Source organism: Nostoc sp., from assembly GCF_036917635.1.
Lineage (GTDB): Bacteria > Cyanobacteriota > Cyanobacteriia > Cyanobacteriales > Nostocaceae > Nostoc.
In genome coordinates this window covers 58,331-77,951 of sequence record NZ_JBALCW010000012.1, presented here as the reverse complement: position 1 = coordinate 77,951, position 19,621 = coordinate 58,331, and the positions used below count along the sequence as shown (strand labels likewise).

General features: G+C 41.0%; 21 protein-coding genes. 15 read left to right on the top strand and 6 right to left on the bottom strand.

All coding sequences use genetic code 11. The annotated features are described in order from the left end of the window. The first annotated feature begins 11 nt into the window (after positions 1-11). The gene (locus tag V7K32_RS02865) at positions 12-1,091 is read left to right on the top strand and encodes a hypothetical protein (RefSeq protein ID WP_334990161.1); all 1,080 of its coding nucleotides are present in this window, start codon (positions 12-14) and stop codon (positions 1,089-1,091) included. A 737-nt stretch (positions 1,092-1,828) separates the two neighbouring features. Here V7K32_RS02865 and V7K32_RS02860 read toward each other — a convergent pair. The 4 genes from V7K32_RS02860 to V7K32_RS02845 all read right to left on the bottom strand — a co-directional run bounded on the left by V7K32_RS02860 (position 1,829) and on the right by V7K32_RS02845 (position 3,844). Beyond that, positions 1,829-1,963 carry a hypothetical protein gene (locus tag V7K32_RS02860; protein ID WP_334990396.1) on the bottom strand — a complete coding sequence of 45 codons (135 nt, stop codon included), beginning with the start codon at positions 1,961-1,963 and terminating at the stop codon, positions 1,829-1,831. Between the two features lie 346 nt (positions 1,964-2,309). Then, a complete protein-coding gene (hisA, locus tag V7K32_RS02855; protein ID WP_334990159.1) occupies positions 2,310-3,083 on the bottom strand; it encodes a 1-(5-phosphoribosyl)-5-[(5-phosphoribosylamino)methylideneamino]imidazole-4-carboxamide isomerase in 774 nt (257 codons plus the stop codon). 135 nt (positions 3,084-3,218) lie between these two features. Next, positions 3,219-3,512: a DUF3593 domain-containing protein gene (locus tag V7K32_RS02850; protein WP_229472636.1), complete on the bottom strand. Its 294-nt coding sequence runs from the start codon at positions 3,510-3,512 to the stop codon at positions 3,219-3,221. Continuing rightward, entirely contained in the window at positions 3,509-3,844 is a 336-nt protein-coding gene (locus V7K32_RS02845) for a DUF2499 domain-containing protein (protein ID WP_334990157.1), read from the bottom strand. Before V7K32_RS02845 ends, V7K32_RS02850 begins: the two co-directional genes overlap by 4 nt. Before the next feature lie 388 nt (positions 3,845-4,232). Between V7K32_RS02845 and csaB the strand changes: the two genes are divergently transcribed. The 5 genes from csaB to V7K32_RS02820 all read left to right on the top strand — a co-directional run bounded on the left by csaB (position 4,233) and on the right by V7K32_RS02820 (position 8,225). Further along, positions 4,233-5,276: a polysaccharide pyruvyl transferase CsaB gene (csaB, locus tag V7K32_RS02840; RefSeq protein ID WP_334990394.1), complete on the top strand. Its 1,044-nt coding sequence runs from the start codon at positions 4,233-4,235 to the stop codon at positions 5,274-5,276. A gap of 232 nt (positions 5,277-5,508) precedes the next feature. Continuing rightward, entirely contained in the window at positions 5,509-6,963 is a 1,455-nt protein-coding gene (locus tag V7K32_RS02835; RefSeq protein ID WP_334990155.1) for a glycosyltransferase family 87 protein, read from the top strand. Between the two features lie 81 nt (positions 6,964-7,044). Next, positions 7,045-7,317 (top strand): hypothetical protein, encoded by a 273-nt coding sequence (locus V7K32_RS02830; protein ID WP_334990153.1) that lies wholly within the window; start codon positions 7,045-7,047, stop codon positions 7,315-7,317. Positions 7,318-7,527: 210 nt separating this feature from the next. Continuing rightward, the gene (locus tag V7K32_RS02825) at positions 7,528-7,845 is read left to right on the top strand and encodes a hypothetical protein (RefSeq protein ID WP_334990151.1); all 318 of its coding nucleotides are present in this window, start codon (positions 7,528-7,530) and stop codon (positions 7,843-7,845) included. Beyond that, positions 7,842-8,225, top strand: coding sequence for an aspartyl protease (locus V7K32_RS02820; protein WP_334990149.1), 384 nt, complete (start codon positions 7,842-7,844; stop codon positions 8,223-8,225). The genes V7K32_RS02825 and V7K32_RS02820 overlap by 4 nt, the downstream gene beginning before the upstream one ends. 92 nt (positions 8,226-8,317) lie before the next feature. Here the strand turns inward: V7K32_RS02820 and pgeF are convergent, their stop codons facing one another. Continuing rightward, positions 8,318-9,103, bottom strand: a complete 786-nt coding sequence (gene pgeF, locus V7K32_RS02815; protein WP_334990147.1) for a peptidoglycan editing factor PgeF — start codon at positions 9,101-9,103, stop codon at positions 8,318-8,320. Positions 9,104-9,180: 77 nt separating this feature from the next. Between pgeF and V7K32_RS02810 the strand changes: the two genes are divergently transcribed. Both V7K32_RS02810 and V7K32_RS02805 read left to right on the top strand, forming a co-directional pair. Continuing rightward, positions 9,181-9,999, top strand: a complete 819-nt coding sequence (locus V7K32_RS02810) for a biotin--[acetyl-CoA-carboxylase] ligase (protein ID WP_334990145.1) — start codon at positions 9,181-9,183, stop codon at positions 9,997-9,999. Between the two features lie 90 nt (positions 10,000-10,089). Then, on the top strand, positions 10,090-11,679 hold the full coding sequence (locus V7K32_RS02805) for a M23 family metallopeptidase (protein ID WP_334990143.1): 1,590 nt from the start codon (positions 10,090-10,092) through the stop codon (positions 11,677-11,679). Between the two features lie 107 nt (positions 11,680-11,786). Here V7K32_RS02805 and V7K32_RS02800 read toward each other — a convergent pair whose 3' ends face one another. Then, the gene (locus tag V7K32_RS02800; RefSeq protein WP_334990141.1) at positions 11,787-12,464 is read right to left on the bottom strand and encodes a riboflavin synthase; all 678 of its coding nucleotides are present in this window, start codon (positions 12,462-12,464) and stop codon (positions 11,787-11,789) included. Between the two features lie 339 nt (positions 12,465-12,803). On the opposite strand from V7K32_RS02800, the gene V7K32_RS02795 reads away from it, so the two are divergent. The 7 genes from V7K32_RS02795 (at position 12,804) to V7K32_RS02765 (ending at position 19,576) form a co-directional block, all read left to right on the top strand. Continuing rightward, positions 12,804-13,301 (top strand): bifunctional nuclease family protein, encoded by a 498-nt coding sequence (locus V7K32_RS02795; RefSeq protein ID WP_012406891.1) that lies wholly within the window; start codon positions 12,804-12,806, stop codon positions 13,299-13,301. A 200-nt stretch (positions 13,302-13,501) separates the two neighbouring features. After that, positions 13,502-14,632: an aldo/keto reductase gene (locus tag V7K32_RS02790; protein WP_334990139.1), complete on the top strand. Its 1,131-nt coding sequence runs from the start codon at positions 13,502-13,504 to the stop codon at positions 14,630-14,632. Next, positions 14,601-14,744, top strand: coding sequence for a hypothetical protein (locus V7K32_RS02785; RefSeq protein WP_334990137.1), 144 nt, complete (start codon positions 14,601-14,603; stop codon positions 14,742-14,744). Before V7K32_RS02790 ends, V7K32_RS02785 begins: the two co-directional genes overlap by 32 nt. Before the next feature lie 153 nt (positions 14,745-14,897). Then, positions 14,898-16,706: an ABC transporter ATP-binding protein gene (locus V7K32_RS02780; RefSeq protein WP_334990392.1), complete on the top strand. Its 1,809-nt coding sequence runs from the start codon at positions 14,898-14,900 to the stop codon at positions 16,704-16,706. A 166-nt stretch (positions 16,707-16,872) separates the two neighbouring features. Then, positions 16,873-17,490 carry a Uma2 family endonuclease gene (locus V7K32_RS02775; protein WP_334990135.1) on the top strand — a complete coding sequence of 206 codons (618 nt, stop codon included), beginning with the start codon at positions 16,873-16,875 and terminating at the stop codon, positions 17,488-17,490. An 83-nt stretch (positions 17,491-17,573) separates the two neighbouring features. Continuing rightward, complete coding sequence (locus V7K32_RS02770; RefSeq protein WP_334990133.1) at positions 17,574-18,467, top strand: DNA adenine methylase; 894 nt, start codon at positions 17,574-17,576, stop codon at positions 18,465-18,467. Then, the gene (locus tag V7K32_RS02765) at positions 18,437-19,576 is read left to right on the top strand and encodes a restriction endonuclease, SacI family (protein ID WP_334990131.1); all 1,140 of its coding nucleotides are present in this window, start codon (positions 18,437-18,439) and stop codon (positions 19,574-19,576) included. The genes V7K32_RS02770 and V7K32_RS02765 overlap by 31 nt, the downstream gene beginning before the upstream one ends. Positions 19,577-19,621: the final 45 nt, after the last annotated feature.

Genomic DNA, 19,621 nt, shown 5'->3' with positions numbered 1-19,621 from the left:
GGAGGTTTGTCGTGGTCGTGAAAAAGCCAACTGATAAGAATACTAAAGTAGAAATTCTTCAGGCGTATGAGGAGTTAGCTAAAGAAAAAGCAGCGCTGAAATCGCAACTTGAACAAGTTGCTAAGGAAGACCAATCTGGAACTAAAGAACAGCCTAAATTAGAACAAAAAACAGCTATGACTCAGCTTTCTAGTGTCCAAGAGAAGATGAATAATACAATTGAAAGCTTGGCGAAGATTCAATTAGGTTTTGGTAGTGCTGCTAATGAATTATCAGAACAGCTAACTACAAAGGCTTCTAATTTAGAAGAAATTAGGCGAACTTTAGAAGAAGAAATCCAACAATTAATACAGCTGCACAATTTAGAAATTTCTGATGATATTTTGGATACTCTCATCCAAGCCTATGAAGATAATATTAAAGCTTATCAGGAAGAATATAGCCAGCGTTCTGAAGTGTTGTTCCAAGAAATATTAGAGCAAAGGAATACTTGGGGAAAAGAACAAGAGGAACAGCAACGGGCGATAAAAGAACAAAATGAAAACTTGAATAAAACTCGCCAACGCGATGCTTCAGAGTATAAGTATAATTTAGAACTCCAGCGACAATTGCAAAGTGGCGAATACGAACAAGAGCAGAAAGCACTATATAAGCAACTGGAAGAATTACTACAAGAAACAGAAAAAGAGTGGGCTGAACGAGAGAAAGCAATTTCTGAAAAAGAGAAACAATTTGAAGAATTAAAAGCAAAGGTAGAGGCTTTTCCGAAAGATAAAGAAGCAGCCATCAAAAAAGCTACAGAAGAAGGCAAAGGCATCGCCCATTACCAAGCTAAAGTAAAATCAGATTTATATTCTAAAGAAGTGGAAGGCCAAAAGCGTTTCTATGAACAAAGGCTGCAATCTCTAGAACAAACTATTACTAATCAAGAGACGCGGATTCAAAATCTTTCTAAACAACTTGAATCTGCTCTTAAACAAGTTCAAGATTTGGCAGTTAAAGCTATTGAAGGTAGTTCAAATGTTAATTCATATCAGGCTATTAAAGAAATAGCTTTAGAGCAAGCAAAGACTCAAGCGAAAAATAAATAAGCTGATTTTTTTGATGAAAATTGTAGAGACTTAATTTAATTTAAGTCTCTACTGGGAATTATAGCGGTTCTCGGTTGAGTAGCTACTCAACCCCACCCCCAACCTCCTAAGAGCAAGCGATGAGGGGGCTATGATATACCTTATATAATACTTTTTATTCGGTTTTATTTGGTTTTTTGATGTCTGCGGGAGGTTGTGGTTTCTTCTTCTTTGTTCCGGTAGCTTTTGTTTGCTTAGATGCTTGATTGGAATTTTCTTCTTGACTAGACATAATACTAAATTTTAAAATTTACTACAAGATTATCTACATCACGGGTATTGCCGATTACATAAATATATCACATAAAATTTGAGTTCAACTAGTAAAATTTGGTAAATAATGTTACATCTATAAAAAGCTTCACTTTTAACGAGATAAATACATATCTTGATATATGAGTGAGCGATCGCTTGGTAGCTGGACAAAATAGGTAATAGAATGTGATATCCGAGAATGCGACCATAGGGCTTAATTTTTGATACCTTATACCAATTCTGTATGAAGATGCGCTAAACCATATTTAAGTACAAGAAAGAAAAACGAACTGCAAAGTCCGCAAAGAACACAAAGAAAGAAAAAAGAAGTTAAGAGGGTTTGGCGCAGCCTCACAAAGAAATGGTATTACTATCTAGTGTTGAGTGTTCCCAAAAACAGGGCAGGATTTACAACTATAATTTAGTGATACCAAGTAGCTCCGTCATCTCGGCATTGATTCAGGTTGATGAACTGGTATCTCAATCATAAATTTGGTACCGTTTCCTAATGTGGAATCACACCACATCTTGCCATGATCTTTTTCTATGACTTTTTTGTAGGTGATGGATAAGCCCAAGCCAGTGCCTTTACCGATGGGTTTGGTGGTGAAAAAAGGATCGAAAATGCGCGATCGCAACCGCACCAACAAGGCTTGTTAATAAGGAAATGCCAACAAAACTTCTAAGCAGTTTGTGAGAAATTTTCATCGCCATAAATCAGCTATAACCATGTCAACCTAAAGTTAGTATTCCCAGATATTTGAACCAGAAAGTTTTGAAAACTGAATGATCTTGGTAAAACTGGTAAAATTTCTGAACTGTAGGCTTTTAATTTGGCGAAGGTATTGCTGATATGGGGGGTTTAGCACAACGTAAGGGATCTTACGGGGAGACAAAAAGGGCTAGGATGCAGAAAAAATAATGTCAAGCAAAGGTAGAAAAACCGAGATTCGGTGGGATATCCTGAATCCGCCCTGGCCCGATCGCTCGTAATGCTTCTTTGAGTAAAATATCCCCAGTATACAAGGCACGTCCGACAATTACACCAGTCACGCCTTGAGGTTCTAACGCCAACAAACTCAACAAATCGGTAAGAGAACTTACGCCACCAGAAGCAATTATCGGGATAGAAATTACTGCTGCAAGTTCTCGCAAAGCTTCTAAATTGGGGCCGATAAGTGTACCGTCTCGGTGAATATCTGTGTAAATGATGGCGGCTGCACCCAATTCTTGCATTTGTACAGCCAGTTGGGTGGCTAAAACTTCTGAGGTTTCTAACCAACCGCGAGTTGCTACGCGGCCGTTACGGGCATCAATGCCAATAATAATCTGTCCGGGAAATTCTTCACACAGTTGTTGCACTAATTGGGGTTGTTCTACGGCGATGGTTCCGAGAATTGCCCACTGGATGCCTAGATTGAATACTTGTTGTACGCTGGTGCGATCGCGCAATCCTCCACCAATTTCAATGGGTACTGACACCGCATGAGCGATCGCTTCAATTGCCCCCAGATTTACTATTTTACCTGCTTTGGCACCATCTAAATCAACTATATGTAATCTGGCAGCACCTTGATCTACCCACTGTTTGGCAACATCAGCCGGATTATCGCTAAAAACTTGGGAGCGATCGTAGTCTCCCTGATATAGTCGTACACAGCGACCTTCTAATAAATCAATTGCTGGAATTACATCCATTTATTTCTTCCTTATAACTCAATGCCATCAAACACTAGTACCGCAAGGTGGAAGTCACGCATTCAAAAGTCAAAAGTCTTATGAAATAAGCTTTTTAGGGATTTTAAATGGTTGCTCTATTTCCGCCGTGGTGTACTAGTTTTTCATTTTTAATTGCCTTACAGCTTGCCCAAAACCCAGCACAAGCAAGATGTTAGAAAGGGTCAAAAATACTTCTGCACCACCGTGCAACCAATCTATATTGGCCAAAGACTCGCCATAATGCAGTTGGGCATAAATTCCGGCTGGGATGGTGATGGCAACAAAGACGAGAGTACCATAAAATCCATACAGCGCTAAACGCGGCATTTGCGGACTGCGGCTGATAAACCACAAGAAACCCAAATAGGGAAACAGTGAAAGTGCAAACAGGGTTTCTTTAGAAATCATTGCTCTGATTTAATAGGTTTTGCTTCGACAGTGTTAGGAGACTTGGTAGAACGCCAAATCAAATACGCTGCTGCCCAAAGCGTAAAATTACCAACTAAAGTCATGGTAGCTTGAAGCGTTACCAACCATTCTAAAGATTCGGCGTTGTCGAAATAATGCCAGGTACAGGCACACATGGCGCTGACCAAAGCTGGTAACATGGCAAGGGATAATCCCCACCAATTGCGATTATTAGTGAGTTCGCCGTAAGTCCAAATTAACCAAATGGCGACAATCCACTCAATAACGCTAGAAATATGAATAATCCAGGTGGGAATCGAAAGGGCTTGCATAAGAAAGTTAGGAGTTAGGAGTTGAGAGTTGGAAGCAGGGCTATTTAATTCTTATCTAGCCCGCCTCAGAATGAATTCTGAGTCTAATAGCGAAAGCCCGCCTCAGAATGAATTCTGAGTCTAATAGCGAAAGTAGTCTAAAGACTACTGAGAAAAGTTATATTCCGTTTTAACGGACTTTAGCTATGAGCCGGGGAACTTTAGTTCTGGGCGGTTTATGTCTAGAACGAAATAGCCTATAGAGTAAGGAGTTCTTTTTATCTTCCTCTGTTACGAAGTTTGAAAATAGAAATTGTGAATGAGTCTACTATCTGTATTAACGACAGATATTCTGTATAAAAAAACTTGTTAATCTAAAATCCAAAATCTAAAATCCAAAATGGTCAAGATGCGGGCGTTATTGTCTGGATATTACGGTAAAGGTAATGGTGGTGACGAAGCTTTGTTGGCAACGCTTTTGCAAATGTTACCATCTCACGTAACTCCTGTGGTACTTTCGGGGAATCCAGAGGAAACGCGCGATCGCTACAATGTAGAAACTTGCGATCGCATGGCTCTTTTACCTGTACTGCAAGCTTTACGCTCAAGTGATGCCTTGATTTGGGGCGGGGGGAGTCTCATTCAAGATGTTACCAGTACTATCAGCCCATTTTATTATGGCGGACTGATGGCATTGGCGCAGAAAATGGGTTTAAAAACTGTTGCTTGGGCGCAGGGTATTGGCCCATTAGTGCGTCCCCAAACTCGTTGGTTGGCACGAATTACCTTTGGTAATTGTACCAAAATTAGTGTCCGCGATCGCGCCAGTGCTGCATTATTATCTGATTGGCAAATTCCTTGTATTATAGCTCCTGACCCGGTTTGGGCGTTGGAATCTAAACCAGTTCCCGGACTTTGGGATTTACCTGCGCCCAGAGTTGCACTAACGTTGCGATCGCATCCCCAACTTACAGAAACACGCCTAGCAAACTTAACTCGTGCTTTGGTTGACTTTCAAAAAGCGACGCAGGCTTTTATTTTACTACTGCCATTCCAAAAAAGTGAAGATTTAAGTATTGCCGAAGTCATTCAACCACACCTTAAAGATGTTAGCAAGATTTTATGTCTAGAAGATCCGCAACTTTTAAAAGGTGTGTTTCGCGGCGTGGAAATGGCAATTGGGATGCGCCTACACAGCTTGATTATGGCAGCATCTGTTGGTTGTCGCTGCTTTGCTCTCAGTTACGATCCTAAAGTAAATCGTCTCATGGAAGACTTAGAAATGCCTGGATGGGATTTAGCTAGTTTACCAGATGACCCTAATTTGATTAGTCTGACTTGGATGGAGCATTACGCTAATGGTGATCCTTTATCACCAGACCAAATACAATCTTTAGTAGATAGAGCATTAATCCACCGCGAGTTGTTGAGCGACGCTTTATGTAATAAGTAAAATTAAATAATGTAGACCGAAGAAAATGCAAAATTTATATAACTTACAATCTGTACAAAAGAATCATTTTGTGTATCTACTTAAATACCTCTTTTCCGGCTTTTATTAATCATTCTTTCGGCGGGAAGCGAGTAATTATCAAAAATCTATGAAGTAGTTATAAAAATACCTTAGTATTTATTGCCTAGATTCACTTTAGCGATATTATTTACTAAATGCAAAAATAATTATAATGATAAGCTTTGGTTTTTGGAACCTAATTATAGTAATTTTAGTTGCTGTAGTTCTCAGAAATAATTGGCGATTAGATGAAGAAAAGGCAGCCTGGAAAAATTCTTTATTCTTAAAATCTTCAATGATACAACGGTTGATACAATTTTGTCGTCAACCAATTGTTAACTTACTCCTCCAAGCAGGTGTTGTATTAGTCGTTACAAGATTCCTCTGTTATACAGGTTGGCTACTTTATTTCCTAAACCAGCCAAATCCACCTTTATGGGATTTTCAGTGGTATTATGTGGCGAGTAAATTGGCTCATCAGCATGTGAGTCCTTTTAATGTCGAAATTTTTAATCAGACTTTCTGTAACATAACTACGGTATGTGGCTCTCTTCCACCGTTTGTCTATCCACCTAATATTATTCCTCTCATCTGGTTTCTCGGTTATTTTTCGATGAATACTGCATATAAAATCTCGATTTTAATGCATATATTAGCAATCGGTTTGTCCTTATGGGGAGCGAATATATTACTAGAGTCTAAGTCACGAGCCTTCAGAACTATTTGCACAATTTCGGTTGCCTTGATTTATGGCATAATCCGCGATCTTCAAGTTGGTAATGTTGCAATTTTTATTGCAGTTCTTATCTTATGGATGTTTATCTTAGCTAGAAAAAATCAGGATATTCCAGCAGGGATTTGCTTGGGGATTGCCCTTTTTAAACCAACATTAGCTGCATTATTCGTTCTGTATTTTCTACTTAAAAGACGGTTTTCTCTAGTTTTTGTATCTGTTATCACAGTAACTTGCCTAGCATTTTTAGGTCTAGCCTTGACAGGTAATTCTTTGACACAATTCGTGTCGGATGCATTTCGTGGATTTTCTCTCTGGCAAAACGATCCCGCGGTTAGCCCTTATATATCGATTAGTCGTCTCGATTTGATGGTTGTGGGGCCAAGATTACTTCCCAATAACCCATTCTTTGCCAAGCTATTGTCAAACTTAATTGTTCTGATACTTCTTGGTTTGGCGGGTTGGTATTGGTATTTACAACAATCTCTCACCGACTGGTCAAAAAAAATATATTTAGCAGAAATGGCAATAGTTTCTTGCTTGAGTATTGGCATTACCTATTCGCAGGAAACTAGTTCTGTAATGTTAATACCTGCTGTGGTTTTTTTGCTAAATGATTTGCTATATCAGATTAGGCATTGTAAATTCTCTAGAATCAGAATGTCTATTTGGTTAGCAGGGGTTTGCTGTCTTGCAGTGCAAACAGCAGTTATTCATGGCTGGCTTATCCACTCTTTAGCAAACCGATGGAACGTCAAAGCAGGGGAATTACCATACGTTATGAAAATAACTATCTTCGCCCTACCGAGTTATGCGGTTTTAGGAATAACTCTGAGTATTTTAATCTTAGCAATTAGTTCCCTTCGTCAAAAACAGGTTATGAAATATGATTAGAGAAAATGCAATCTTTGGTGGATGGTGCTTTAATGCACTGTGAGTGTTTAGTCAAGCCTTGAGTTAAGTTTTTGTCTAGATATGAACAGGGAAAATTTTAGTTATGACGGCAAGTCTGAAAACTTGCAGAAAGCTCTCGATGTTCATAAATACGGAGGTTGTGTTTTATGTGCAGTATGTGGCTATGAATTAAGAATAATTACTAGCGAAGATAAAGAATTAATTAGAAAGCACAATTTACAGCCTGGGATTTATTGTGCATTTAGCCCAAAACATATCTATCAAATATTTATCTTGGCAGAACCATTTGAAAAATTTAGGCAAAGATTTGGATGTAATGAAGAAGACCCGTAATTACGTATAATTATTTTGGAGAAGTTAATAATGGTCAAAAAATGGCATAGAAAATATATGTGGATGGCTAACAGCTAAAAGCCTATTACCTTACTCAAACACAGCGCTAGTGGTTTGAGTAGAGGAAGAAAACCTAAATCTAGATAGTCTGTGGGAAGTACTCGAAATCACGCCATAATAAAATCACACAAGCGCGTACATTTTATTGATATGACACAGGTATCGCACCCACGACGCACCCGCATTATACAAGCATTAACCTTAGCATCTCAAAGAGTACCCCACTGTCAGGAACAACGTGATGCTTTTGCTATAAAGTGTCGTGTTGTTTTCGAGCGCTTACGTCCAACTCTGATTGAAACGCATTACAACTGGCATATTGCCATCGATCCTGAAACAGAACAGTACCTGATTGATCCAACATTCTTAGGAATAACGCAAAAAATCCATGATGCTTATGGCAATACTAAGGAAGTAAAACTCACTATATTCCGACTCAACGATACAGGAACCTGCGGCAGGTTATGATTGCAGGTTCGTTTGGGGATAATGGGGAGCTACTATTTCAAATTGAGCTTGTTGCTGCTAATGATGAGAAATTTTATGTTGAAGCTTTATTCGATACCGGGTTTACAGATGGCTGGTTAGCCATCAATACTCAAGACTTGGAAGTATTGGAGTGGTCATTAATGAGCGCACAAATCGAGATGCAGACAGCGCGAGGCGAAGCACGATTTGATATCTATGAAGGCAAACTCATTATTGACGGAACTGAATTTGTAATTCCCGTTCATGTTGGAGATGATATCCCTGATACTATCATAGGTTCCTTGTGGCTGGACATCATGCAGTTGGTCGTTAACAAACCGAAATGTTTATTAACCCTTGAGATATTGGTGAGCAGTTAAGTTCCCTAAACCAATTCAGGCAAGAATTAGCAAGAATATTTTCCATTCTCCAAGTTCCGATCTTAGATGAGAATCTAATTTGAAAATAGGGGTTACTGATTAGTTTTGCCACTGACAATACCTGACCATTGAACTTTTTTCTCTTTCTCGCGGCGGTAAGAAAAGAAATGCTCTGGAGTTTGGAAAGTACAATAAGGTGCGATCGCAATTTGTTCTGCACTAATACCCATGTTTTCCAGTTGTAAAACATTCACTCGCCGGACATCCAGCCGTACTTTACCTGGACTAGAATCTTCCAGTAAGGGTGAATTCGGTAATTCATGTAATGCACTTACAATTTTTTCTTCGTCGTTATATGGTATAATGCTAGCTCCAATTTCGGCAGCCACTTCGAGAGAGACTTGGTAAACCTCACCAGCGATCGCAGGTCCCATCGCAATACGTAAATCATCGAGTTTACTGCCTTGAGATTGTAATCGAGCGATCGCTAAGGGGACAATCTTCTTAGCAGTCCCCCGCCAGCCGGCGTGTAATGCTGCCACGCGTCCAGTTTGCACATCCCCAATCAACACGGGTGTACAATCTGCACTAGCTACCCAGACAGCTTGTAAAGGCTGTTCGCTAACTAAACCATCCGCCGATGCTAAATCTTCCTGTGCAGTGTTTATGAAGCTCTCAACTTCTTGAGGGGTGAGAACAGTATTGCCATGAACCTGCTTTAAGCGATAGACTGATGCCTCTGGTTGCAATACTTCTGTGATAACTTGTGGCGATCGCGGCCAAAACTGCTGGGTAAAGAAGCCGTGATGCCAACATTCCAGAATACTACAAGTTAGATAGGGCAGTCCTTCCCAATTGCGCCAGTGCCAAGTGTGCATCTTCAACCAAACCTAAACAGAAATCACTCATCAGCCAATCAATGCTAACTTGAACAACGGAATTTGGGTTAAATGCTGTGGGATTTAATTTGCAAAACTTGGAAGCAGCCTTGAAGGCAGCGCGTAAATATACATATTTACCATTTTCCCTGCACTTTTTTGAAAGCGTCTCTTCAACAAATCAAACCCTCTGGAACTTACTCAACCAAAGGGCTATTTCAGGAACAGTAGTAATCGCAACTGTGCAAACGGCTGGACGGGGACAATGGGGCCGTGAGTGGATTTCTCCAGTTGGCGGATTATATGTTTCCGTGGCGATTTCTTTTGACCACAAAATAGAGGCTACTGATAGCTACCAGCTGACTTTTGCTACTGCTTGGGGAATTGCGTCTCAATTGCGCCAATGTGGTGTAGATGTTGGGATAAAATGGCCTAACGATTTAGTTTTAAATGGTCGCAAACTAGGCGGCATTTTGACAGAAACCAAAGTAAACAAAGGACAAATCACTCAAGCAGTAATTGGTGTTGGTATTAACTGGACAAACCCAGTACCAGAAACTGGAATCAATCTGGAATCGTGGCAAGCTTCCCAAGATTTTAGACCAATTTCTTGTCTGGAAATGCTCACCTCTAAAGTCTTGCTGGGAATAGAATCCGGTATGGAGTGCCTTTGCCAAGAAGGAGTACAGGTACTCTTGTCTCGCTATTTAGATTTGCTTACAAATATGGGCGATCGCGTCTACGTCAACAATATTTCAGGTACAGTAGTTGGGGTGACTCCTCAAGGAAATTTACGAGTTGATTTAGAAACAGATGATACAAAGGAACTAATTACACCGGAAATTTATATTGAACCCGGTACAATCAGTTTGGGGTACCATAAATCTTCCGTTTAAATTTGAGGTTTGTTTAAAATTCCGCTCTTTGGGCAAGACAAACCACTAGCATCATCTCTTTAGGCTAATTACACACAACTGAGAGAACAAATGACGCAGCGCAAAAATTCTGCCCCTCATCGTTTGCATTACTTATGGCAGCAAGGTCTAACAAAAAAACGTTTTGCCTCAACACTACCAGCCCAGAGCCTCTGTTGGCTGAGTAGCGTCAGCCTCCTTAGCGGCGGCTTTGTGTTTGCCCAAACCGAAACACAAATAGACAACATCGTTCCCACAGTTGAAACTTCCCAGCCAACAGCAGTTATAAACCCAGTTAACACTGAGCGAAGCCAAAGTGTTAAAAAACAGGCTGTTGCGCCCGAAACCGCTCAAGCCCAACCGGAATTTTCCCAACGGCGAGCTAGACTCAGAAAGAGATTGGCCAACCCAGAAGTTGCTCAATTAAAAGAGCCAGTTAGGCAGTCTACACCCAAAATCGAAGCCGCCCAACCTGTTGTGATTATCAGACAATCAAAACCCAAGGTAGAAGCCTCCCAGGTTACTCCTGCACGGGTGAGACAGGAAAAACCTAATACCCCTTTCCGCTCTTTACCTGAAAAACTTCCAGAAGTTGCTCAACCATCAAATAACTCCAACAGCCCTGTCAGTGCAACAGCGGAAAAAACCAAGGATTATAATAACGCCTATATTGATCCTAATAATTATGACAGTGGTGCCACAGCTACTTATCAAGCACCAAATTCTGTAGTTCTGACAGAACGCTCCAGTGGTTGTCGAGCCATTTTGCCATCAGGGCAAAGTGTATTAGGCGGCATTTGCGCCAAAATACCGCAAAAGAGTGTAGCTGATTCTAATAGTAAACCGGCACCTACTTGGCTTAGAAGAAGTCAAAATGCACAATTAGCAGTAGTTCCACCAGTGCGGCAGATTGCATCTTCTACTGGCAACACCAACAGATGGCGTCCTACTGCAACTCAAACTGGTTCTAGTGGTGACACCAAGAGCGGATTTAACCCGAATCGGTTTATACCAAGTCCTAGCGAGTTCAGCCCCACGAGAGTGAGTGCAACTCCCATCGCACCGAGCGGTGGTACTTTACCTCCACCAATGGCAGATGGCAACATTGCACCCCGCCCCAGCAACGTAGCTTATGACTTCTCGCTAGCATCAGTATTGCCGCAAATCCCCTACATAGGAAGAGTCGCCTATAGTGGTACGGGAATAATGTATCCATTGTCTATACCCGCTCCCATTACTTCTTTGTTTGGTTGGCGAATTCATCCAATCACAGGTAATCAACGCTTCCATGCTGGTACAGACTTGGGTGCGCCTACAGGAACACCAGTTTTGGCTGCTGCTGCTGGTCAAGTAGAAACTGCTAACTGGATGGGTGGTTATGGTTTAACTGTTATCCTAAATCACAAATCTGCTGAACAAACTCTCTACGGTCACATGTCAGAAATCCTTGTTAAACCCGGTCAGTGGGTACAACCTGGAACTGTCATCGGGCTAGTTGGCAGCACCGGGAACTCCACAGGCCCTCACCTGCACTTTGAAATCCGCCACCTAACACAGGATGGGTGGGTTGCTACTGACCCAGGCGTGGAACTACAAAGCGCCCTCAGCCAGTTAGTGGGAGGCTTGCAAACTGCTCAGGTAAGCCAGGAACCAGGTAGTTAGAAGAAAGTTAGGAGTGAGGAGTGAAGAGTTATGAATTTAAAACTCCAAACTCCAAACTCCAAACTCCAAACTCCAAACTCCAAACTCCAAACTCCAAACTCTTTTAGTTACAAATACCCGTGTTCTGCTAGGAATGCGGGTGTAATGCCATCCATACTAGTTTCATCAGTGGTGGTGTGTGAGTTTCCAGGATAAACGAATTTTTCAACGTATTTGCCGAGAATATCCCCTTCTAGATTCACCCAACTCCCAGGAACCAAATAGCGAAGATTTGTCTCGGTGTATGTGAGGGGAATTACTGCCACCTTGAATTGGCAGAGTTCTGGCTCATAAGCGGCTACCGTGAGACTGATGCCATTGACGGCTATGCTACCTTTGGGGACAATATACCGGGCGATCGCCTCGGATGCAATAAAGGTCATTTCCCAAGAACTAGCCGTTTGTTCTGCCACTAGCAATCTACCGATGCCGTCTACATGACCCATCACAAAATGACCGCCAACTTTGCTCCCCACCCTGAGCGACGCTTCTAAATTGACATATCTCTGTTGCGTTTGCTCACCTCCCAACGTCGTGCGGCGTAGAGTTTCCGGTGAAGCCGTGGCAATAAAGCCGTCTTTTAAAACTTTTTCAACTGTCAAGCAAACACCATCTACAGCAACACTGTCACCATAAGCCAAATCTTGCCTAATTACTTCACCCGACTGGCTTACGCAAGTAATTTGCCAAGAATCGCCCCCCAAGGGTTCCATCGTACCTAATGCCTGGATTAATCCTGTAAACACGGCTTTTTTGTCAAACTAACTCTATTTATTGCCTATTTTTGCTTGAAATCAATTGGTAATTCTCACAGAAATCTCCAACATCCAAGTATATTTTCTCACTTTTTTCGTATAGGAATATTAACACATTAGCATCCTTCACAGGGCATACTTGGGTAAGAAGGTTATTGTCTAAGAAGACCAATTTGACTTACTCTGGTTTTCACCACAAGTTCGGAGTTTAATAGAAGCAATTATAGAGAACGAATGCTTATGTTTATTACTGTCACCAACCCGCCTAAAAAGGGGTGCTATTTATTACATAGCATCCCAGGCTCTGAAAGCATTGTAGAGGCTTAGGCAATGATTGAAATGAAAGTCGCTGGCATAGCATTAGATGCCATAACCCGCAGCCCGATTGTCCTTTTGAAAGATTCTTCAGATCGGCGGGCTTTGCCAATTTACATTGGTCAGGAACAGGCTAGGGCAATTATGGGCGCACTGGAGAATCAAAAGCCTCCCAGACCCTTAACCCACGACCTGATTGTGAATCTTCTAGAGACTTGGAATATGACTCTAGAAAAGGTGATCATTCATTCCCTGCAAAAGGATACATTTTATGCAGCTTTAATCGTCCAGCAAGGCGAGGTCAAAAAAGAAATTGATGCTCGTCCTAGCGATGCGATCGCCATTGCCCTCCGTACAAATACCCCCATTTGGGTAATGGAAGAAGTGATTGCTGATGCTTCTATTCCTGTCGATCGCGATGCAGATGAAGCCGAACAGCAAGCTTTCCGTGAATTTATTTCCAATCTCCGTCCTGAAGATTTGATTAAGCGCTTTGGTAATGGCGACAGTTGAAAAAGTTATGAGTTATGAGTTAGGAGTTAGGAGTTATGAGTTATGAGTTATGAGTTAGGAGTTAGGAGTTAGGAGTTAGGAGTTATGAGTGATTTTGCTTCCTCTTAACTCCTAAGCAAAAAAAGTTAAAAGTTAAGAGTTATGAATTACTTCCTTCAACTTCTAACTCCTAACTTTAAACTCCTAACTCTTTGTTAAAAATGCAATACCGACGCTTTGGGAAAACGAATCTACGCCTCTCGGTTTTTTCTCTGGGAACAATGCGCTATTTGGCTGATTTTGAAAATGCTCACCAGACTATCGAACAAGCCTTAGCGCTAGGAATTAATCATCTAGAAACCGCCAGAGGTTACGGCAAAAGCGAGGAGTATCTTGGTAGGGCGTTAAAAGCTGGGTTGTCAGTACCCCGGACGAGGCTTTATATTACTACCAAAATCTCAGCCACAGCAGATGCTGACACCATGCGTCGGTGCATCGACGAATCCCTAGAACGATTACAGCTAGATTATTTGGATTGCTTAGGCGTTCATGGCTTGAACACCTGGCAACATTTTGAGTGGGTGCAAGCCAAAAATGGCTGTATGCAAGCCGTAGAAGAAGCTGTTGCTGATGGTCGAGTGCGACACGTTGGTTTTTCCAGCCACGGGTCATTAGAGCTAATTCAAGCTGCAATAAATACAGGTTTTTTTGAATTTGTCAATCTGCATTATTACTATTTTTTCCAACGGCACGCACCAGCGATTCAACTAGCTGCCGAAAAGGACATGGGCATTTTCATTATTTCCCCGGCTGATAAGGGGGGACGGCTCTATAGACCACCCCAAACTCTTAAAGACCTGTGTTATCCGTATTTGCCCTTAGAATTAAATTATCGTTTTTTACTTGGTGATAGCCGTATTACTACTTTGAGTATCGGCCCAGCAAACCCAGATGAATTAAGGGAACCTTTGCGAATCGCTGACTATGATGGAGAGTTAACATCAGCCGAACATTCTGCTTTTGAGCGATTAGAAAATCACCAAAAAGTTGCTTTAGAAACTGATAATTGTAGCCAGTGTTATGCTTGTTTGCCCTGTCCAGAAAATATTAATATTCCAGAGGTATTGCGGTTACGAAATCTTGCAGTGGCATACGATATGACTGACTATGGGCAATATCGTTACGGAATGTTTGAAAATGCCGGTCATTGGTTCCCTGGAATGAAAGGCAACCGTTGTACAGAATGCGGTGACTGTTTGCCTCGGTGTCCAGAAAAATTAGATATTCCAGCTTTGTTGGCAGATACTCACGAAAGATTAAATGGGAAAGCAGGTAGGAGGTTGTGGGGATGAGCAGGGGGCAGGGGAGGCAGGGGAGGCAGAGGAGGCAGGGGAGGCAGGGGAGGCAGGGGAAGTGATTTGTATCAATTATTTCGTGAAATGGTATGACTACCCCGAAACATAAAAACCTCAAAAAGTTTTTATGTTTTAACTTTGGGGTTTTCAGCGAACATTCTTAGAAAAATGTAAAATTAATAAAGATTTAATAGAGTCAGGAAGATCCGCCCAAGCTGGGGTATCTCGCGGCAAGAAAAATGAAGATTAAAAAAAAAGAAATATTCTACGCCAATCACTGACGGTTTTCCGTTACAGTGGACGGGCTGTAAACTTAGTATGGACTACTAGCCGATCGCTTACTATTCTTTTGGCTACTTTAACTTTAGTGGCTGGTCTTTTACCGGCGGCGGTATCTTACCTCAGTAAATTAATTGTTGATGCAGTGGTATTTGCATCTCAAGTTCATTCACAAAACAACGGTTTTGTCAATATTTATCACCCTTTTTTGTTTGTAGGATTTGAAGCGATCGCTGTAATTCTACTAGCAGGTAGTCAGCGAGGAATCATCATTTGTCAGTCGTTATTGCGGGCGCTAATGGGCCAGCGAGTGAATGTACTCATCTTAGAAAAGGCACTGACACTCGATCTCAGGCAGTTTGAAGACTCAGAATTTTATGATAAATTGACCAATGCCCGACGAGAAGCATCAGTTCGTCCGCTTTCGTTAGTCAGTCGCACCTTTGGGTTGGTGCAAAATGCCCTTTCCCTCATCACCTACGGAATTTTGTTAGTAAATTTCTCAGTTTGGGCAGTGGTAGTACTAATTTTGGCAGCTATGCCTGTATTTATTGCCGAAACTAAATTTGCTGGGGAAGGCTTTCGCTTGTTTAGTTGGCGTGCGCCAGAAACTCGCCAGCAGAATTACTTAGAAAATCTTTTAGCAAGGGAAGATTTTGTCACAGAAATCAAACTCTACCAACTGGGAGAGATGCTGCTAGGGCGTTATCGCAATCTGTTTAATCAACTCTATGGCGAAGACCGCGATTTGACTCTGCGCCGGGGATTGTGGGGATATCTCTTCAGTTTAGTGAGTACTGGGGCTTTTTACTTAGCTTATGCTTGGATTGTCTTGGAAACAGTTCTAGGTAAAATTTCTTTGGGAGATATGACAATGTATCTCACCGTGTTTCGCCAAGGACAATCTACTTTTTCTAATGCCCTCACTTCTATTGGAGGGATGTATGAGGACAACCTATATTTATCCAATCTCTACGATTTTTTAGAAGAAGAAGTACCAAAGTCTTGGGGTCACGCAACCATTGGTTTAAATCCTCAAGATGGTATCCGTTTTGAGAACGTATCATTTACTTATCCAGGAAGTTCTAAGCCAGCGTTGAGAGATATTTCGCTGCATTTGAAACCCAGAGAAAAATTAGCAATTGTAGGTGAAAACGGTTCTGGTAAAACTACCTTAATCAAACTCCTGACGCGACTTTACACCCCCGATTCTGGGCGAATTTTCTTAGATGGCTTGGATTTGCAAGAATGGGATGTGGATGTGTTGCGTCGTCGCATTGGTGTAATTTTTCAGAACTTTGTCCGCTATCAGTTTACTGTGGGTGAAAATATTGGCGTGGGTGATGTAGAACATCTCGAAAATAAAAACCGTTGGCAAACTGCTGCTGAAAAAGGGATGGCTGAATCTTTTATTAACCAATTACCCCAAAGCTTCCAGACTCAACTTGGCCGTTGGTTTAAGGGAGGACAGGAACTTTCTGGGGGACAGTGGCAGAAAATTGCTTTGTCTCGTGCTTTTATGCGATCGCAAGCAGATATCTTAGTATTAGATGAACCAACATCAGCGATCGATGCCCAAGCTGAGTTTGAAATTTTCAATCATTTTCGCGCTATTACTCAAAATCAAATGGTACTTTTGATTTCCCATCGCTTCTCAACGGTACGCATGGCTGACAAAATTTTAGTAATAGAAAACGGGGAAGTTATAGAACAGGGAACTCACGAAGAATTATTACACTTAGGAGGACATTATGCCAAATTGTTTCTATTACAAGCAGCAGGTTATCAATAGGAGTAAATTGAGATAGCGATGCCTAAGTTGGGCTGCGCCTACGCTCACTTTGTACAAAGCACATAACACCTCTATCTAAACACGTTAAACTGTTTGGTAAACATGGTTAAAATCTCTTTAGTACCTAAACGCTCCGTATTGTTAAATATTGCTACCCAATAGAACTATGCAAATAACACAACAGCGATACTATACCCCAGAGGAATATTTAGAGCTAGAGGAAGCTGCTGAGTATAAAAGTGAATACATTGATGGGGAAATAATTCCTATGGCGGGTGGAACGATAAATCACAATCGGATAGCTGGGAATTTCTATGCTGTATTAAACTTCGCGTTCAGACAACAAGAATACGAAGTGTTTAACAGCGATATGCGTCTATGGATACCCAAACGGCACTTCTATACTTATCCAGATGTGACAGTTATAGCGGGTGAACCACAGTGTTTTAACAACCGAAAGGATATAATTCTGAATCCACAGGTGATTGTTGAGGTTTTATCACAATCGACCAAAGGGTATGACCGCGAAGATAAATTTCAGGCTTACCGAACTATTTCTACCTTTCAAGAATATCTATTAATTGACCAAACACGGATTCATGTAGAGCAATTTTCTAAAACTGGGAAAAAGCAATGGACGCTTCGGGAATATGATGAAGAAGATGAAGCGATCGCACTTGTAACTGTACCCTTTGAAATTTCTCTACAAGATATATACAACAAGGTAAACTTTGAGGTTGTTGAGTCGGAAGGGGAAAGCGTTGATGTCGAGGGATTGGGGTAAGCTTGCGATCGCTGATTTCATACTTTTGTGTCATAGTATTTTAGACCTCTTCTCAAAGATTAGAAGCCTACAAGGATAAAAAAATGGGTAAAAACAAGCTGATAGCTTTTGGCTGGTATGGTGGCAAATTCAGCCATCTTGATTGGCTTTTACCTCTTTTACCAGATGCCCAGCATTACTGTGAACCATTTGGAGGTTCGGCGGCAGTTTTACTCAATCGAAATCCCTCACCAGTAGAAACGTACAATGATTTGGATGGTGAATTAGTAAACTTTTTTCGCGTACTCAGGGAGCAAAAGGAAAGCCTGATTGAGGCTATTGGTTTGACTCCTTTTTCTCGTGAAGAATTTGAAATAGCAATCTCCGAACATACCCCAGATTTATCTGATTTTGAACGAGCTAGACGATTTTTTATTAAGGCTAGACAGGTTAGAACTGGGTTAGCACAAAAGGCAAGTTCTGGCAGGTGGGCGCACTGTAAACTAACAAGCCGTGCAGGGATGGCTGGTGCAGTTTCCAGATGGTTAGGAAGTGTAGAAGATTTGCCTGGGATTGTTCAAAGACTTTTACGAGTTCAGATGGAGCATGACTCAGCAATTAAAGTGATTCAACGCTACGATTCTCAAGAGACTTTGTTTTACTGCGATCCTCCATATCCACATGCTTCAAGAGGCGATCGTCAAGCTTACGCTTACGAAATGACAGATGAACAACATCGCGATCTGAGTAATGTTCTTCATAATATCCAAGGTAAAGTTGCTATCTCAAGCTATCAATGCTCTCTCATGGAAGAACTTTACAGTGATTGGAAATGCATCCAAGCACCCACTAAAGTTTGCCATTCTACAAAAGGATTGCGAACAGAAACACTGTGGGTAAATTATGTACTAGATGATATTATAAAAAATACTATTAATAGCACTCAAACACAACAGGCAGACTCTCAATGTCAACCCCACCAGCTATCCTTGATTTAGCTTTTCAAAGGGTCGTTTCGGATTTGACGCAACCAATTGTAGATGATGCTGCTATCTCTAGTAATGTAGAATTTGTGTGTCGTAACCCTCAAAATCGGGCGGGTGTTAGATTACTATTAGCCTGTTGTTTAGCAAAATCTCATAAACCAAATCTAGATATTCGCAAACCCTATACAGAAATTGGTGATTTAGACTGTTATTCAGGGCGGACATACGATGAAGCATATATCACCAGCTTTATTAATAAACATGAATTACCATGTAACCCAACAACAGCTTTTCTTACTCCAGCACTTCGTAATAGAAATATTTTTTTGACACCAGAAGTTAATTTAGTTGGCAAACCTCCAATTCTTTACAAAACTGTACTATCTTTACTCGATAACGTTTATTTAGGCAGAGTCTTAGCTGAAGATATGCTTGCCGAAACTATCAGATATCTTTTAATCGTTAAAAATGAAAAACGTCAACGCATTGCTAGTCTACTAGCAGATTTAAAAACAGTTGAAGGTGGGATTCCGCTCTCTACTGAAGCAATTATCAAATGGATTGAGCAGCATTTGAATTGTCGTAATTCTAGTCGCTTGCCTGTCTTGATTGTAGCTGCTGCTTACCAAGCGGTTTCAGCTTATTTGGGACAAAGCCATTTAGCTCTTGCAAGCCATAATGCTGCGGACAAACAAACAAGGGCGCTTGGAGATTTAGAAATTATACTTCTCAACGAAGAGAATGTAATCACTAGCTATGAAATGAAAATGAGGAAGGTTACAGTAGATGATATTAACCATGCCATCCAGAAAATTAGAAACTCTCGTCACAATATTGACAACTACATCTTTATAACTACAAATTTGATTTATCAATCTGTTCAAAAATATGCTTCAGACGTTTATGAACAAACAGGTGGAATTGAAGTTGTAGTTCTGGATTCTATCAATTTTATTCGTTATTTTCTACATCTTTTTCATCGATTACGAATGGTTTTTTTGGAGGGATATCAACAATTAGTACTTCATGAACCTGACAGTGCTGTGAGTCAACCTTTAAAAGAGGCATTCCTCGCACTACGCCAAGCTGCTGAAAGTAGTAAAGAGGAGTTAGAAGAATAAATGTCATTTACGCCACAAGAATTTTAGGGAAAGTCTCTTTTCTGG

What these genes read in the sequence shown, in the direction of transcription:
- V7K32_RS02825 (WP_334990151.1), top strand. Translation starts at nt 7,528, where the DNA reads ATGACACAGGTATCGCACCCACGACGCACCCGCATTATACAAGCATTA.
- pgeF (WP_334990147.1), bottom strand. Translation starts at nt 9,103, where the DNA reads ATGCACACTTGGCACTGGCGCAATTGGGAAGGACTGCCCTATCTAACT.
- V7K32_RS02805 (WP_334990143.1), top strand. Translation starts at nt 10,090, where the DNA reads ATGACGCAGCGCAAAAATTCTGCCCCTCATCGTTTGCATTACTTATGG.
- V7K32_RS02775 (WP_334990135.1), top strand. Translation starts at nt 16,873, where the DNA reads ATGCAAATAACACAACAGCGATACTATACCCCAGAGGAATATTTAGAG.
- V7K32_RS02830 (WP_334990153.1), top strand. Translation starts at nt 7,045, where the DNA reads ATGAACAGGGAAAATTTTAGTTATGACGGCAAGTCTGAAAACTTGCAG.
- V7K32_RS02765 (WP_334990131.1), top strand. Translation starts at nt 18,437, where the DNA reads ATGTCAACCCCACCAGCTATCCTTGATTTAGCTTTTCAAAGGGTCGTT.
- V7K32_RS02795 (WP_012406891.1), top strand. Translation starts at nt 12,804, where the DNA reads ATGATTGAAATGAAAGTCGCTGGCATAGCATTAGATGCCATAACCCGC.
- V7K32_RS02785 (WP_334990137.1), top strand. Translation starts at nt 14,601, where the DNA reads ATGGGAAAGCAGGTAGGAGGTTGTGGGGATGAGCAGGGGGCAGGGGAG.
- V7K32_RS02790 (WP_334990139.1), top strand. Translation starts at nt 13,502, where the DNA reads ATGCAATACCGACGCTTTGGGAAAACGAATCTACGCCTCTCGGTTTTT.
- V7K32_RS02770 (WP_334990133.1), top strand. Translation starts at nt 17,574, where the DNA reads ATGGGTAAAAACAAGCTGATAGCTTTTGGCTGGTATGGTGGCAAATTC.
- hisA (WP_334990159.1), bottom strand. Translation starts at nt 3,083, where the DNA reads ATGGATGTAATTCCAGCAATTGATTTATTAGAAGGTCGCTGTGTACGA.
- V7K32_RS02835 (WP_334990155.1), top strand. Translation starts at nt 5,509, where the DNA reads ATGATAAGCTTTGGTTTTTGGAACCTAATTATAGTAATTTTAGTTGCT.
- V7K32_RS02820 (WP_334990149.1), top strand. Translation starts at nt 7,842, where the DNA reads ATGATTGCAGGTTCGTTTGGGGATAATGGGGAGCTACTATTTCAAATT.
- V7K32_RS02845 (WP_334990157.1), bottom strand. Translation starts at nt 3,844, where the DNA reads ATGCAAGCCCTTTCGATTCCCACCTGGATTATTCATATTTCTAGCGTT.
- csaB (WP_334990394.1), top strand. Translation starts at nt 4,233, where the DNA reads ATGCGGGCGTTATTGTCTGGATATTACGGTAAAGGTAATGGTGGTGAC.
- V7K32_RS02850 (WP_229472636.1), bottom strand. Translation starts at nt 3,512, where the DNA reads ATGATTTCTAAAGAAACCCTGTTTGCACTTTCACTGTTTCCCTATTTG.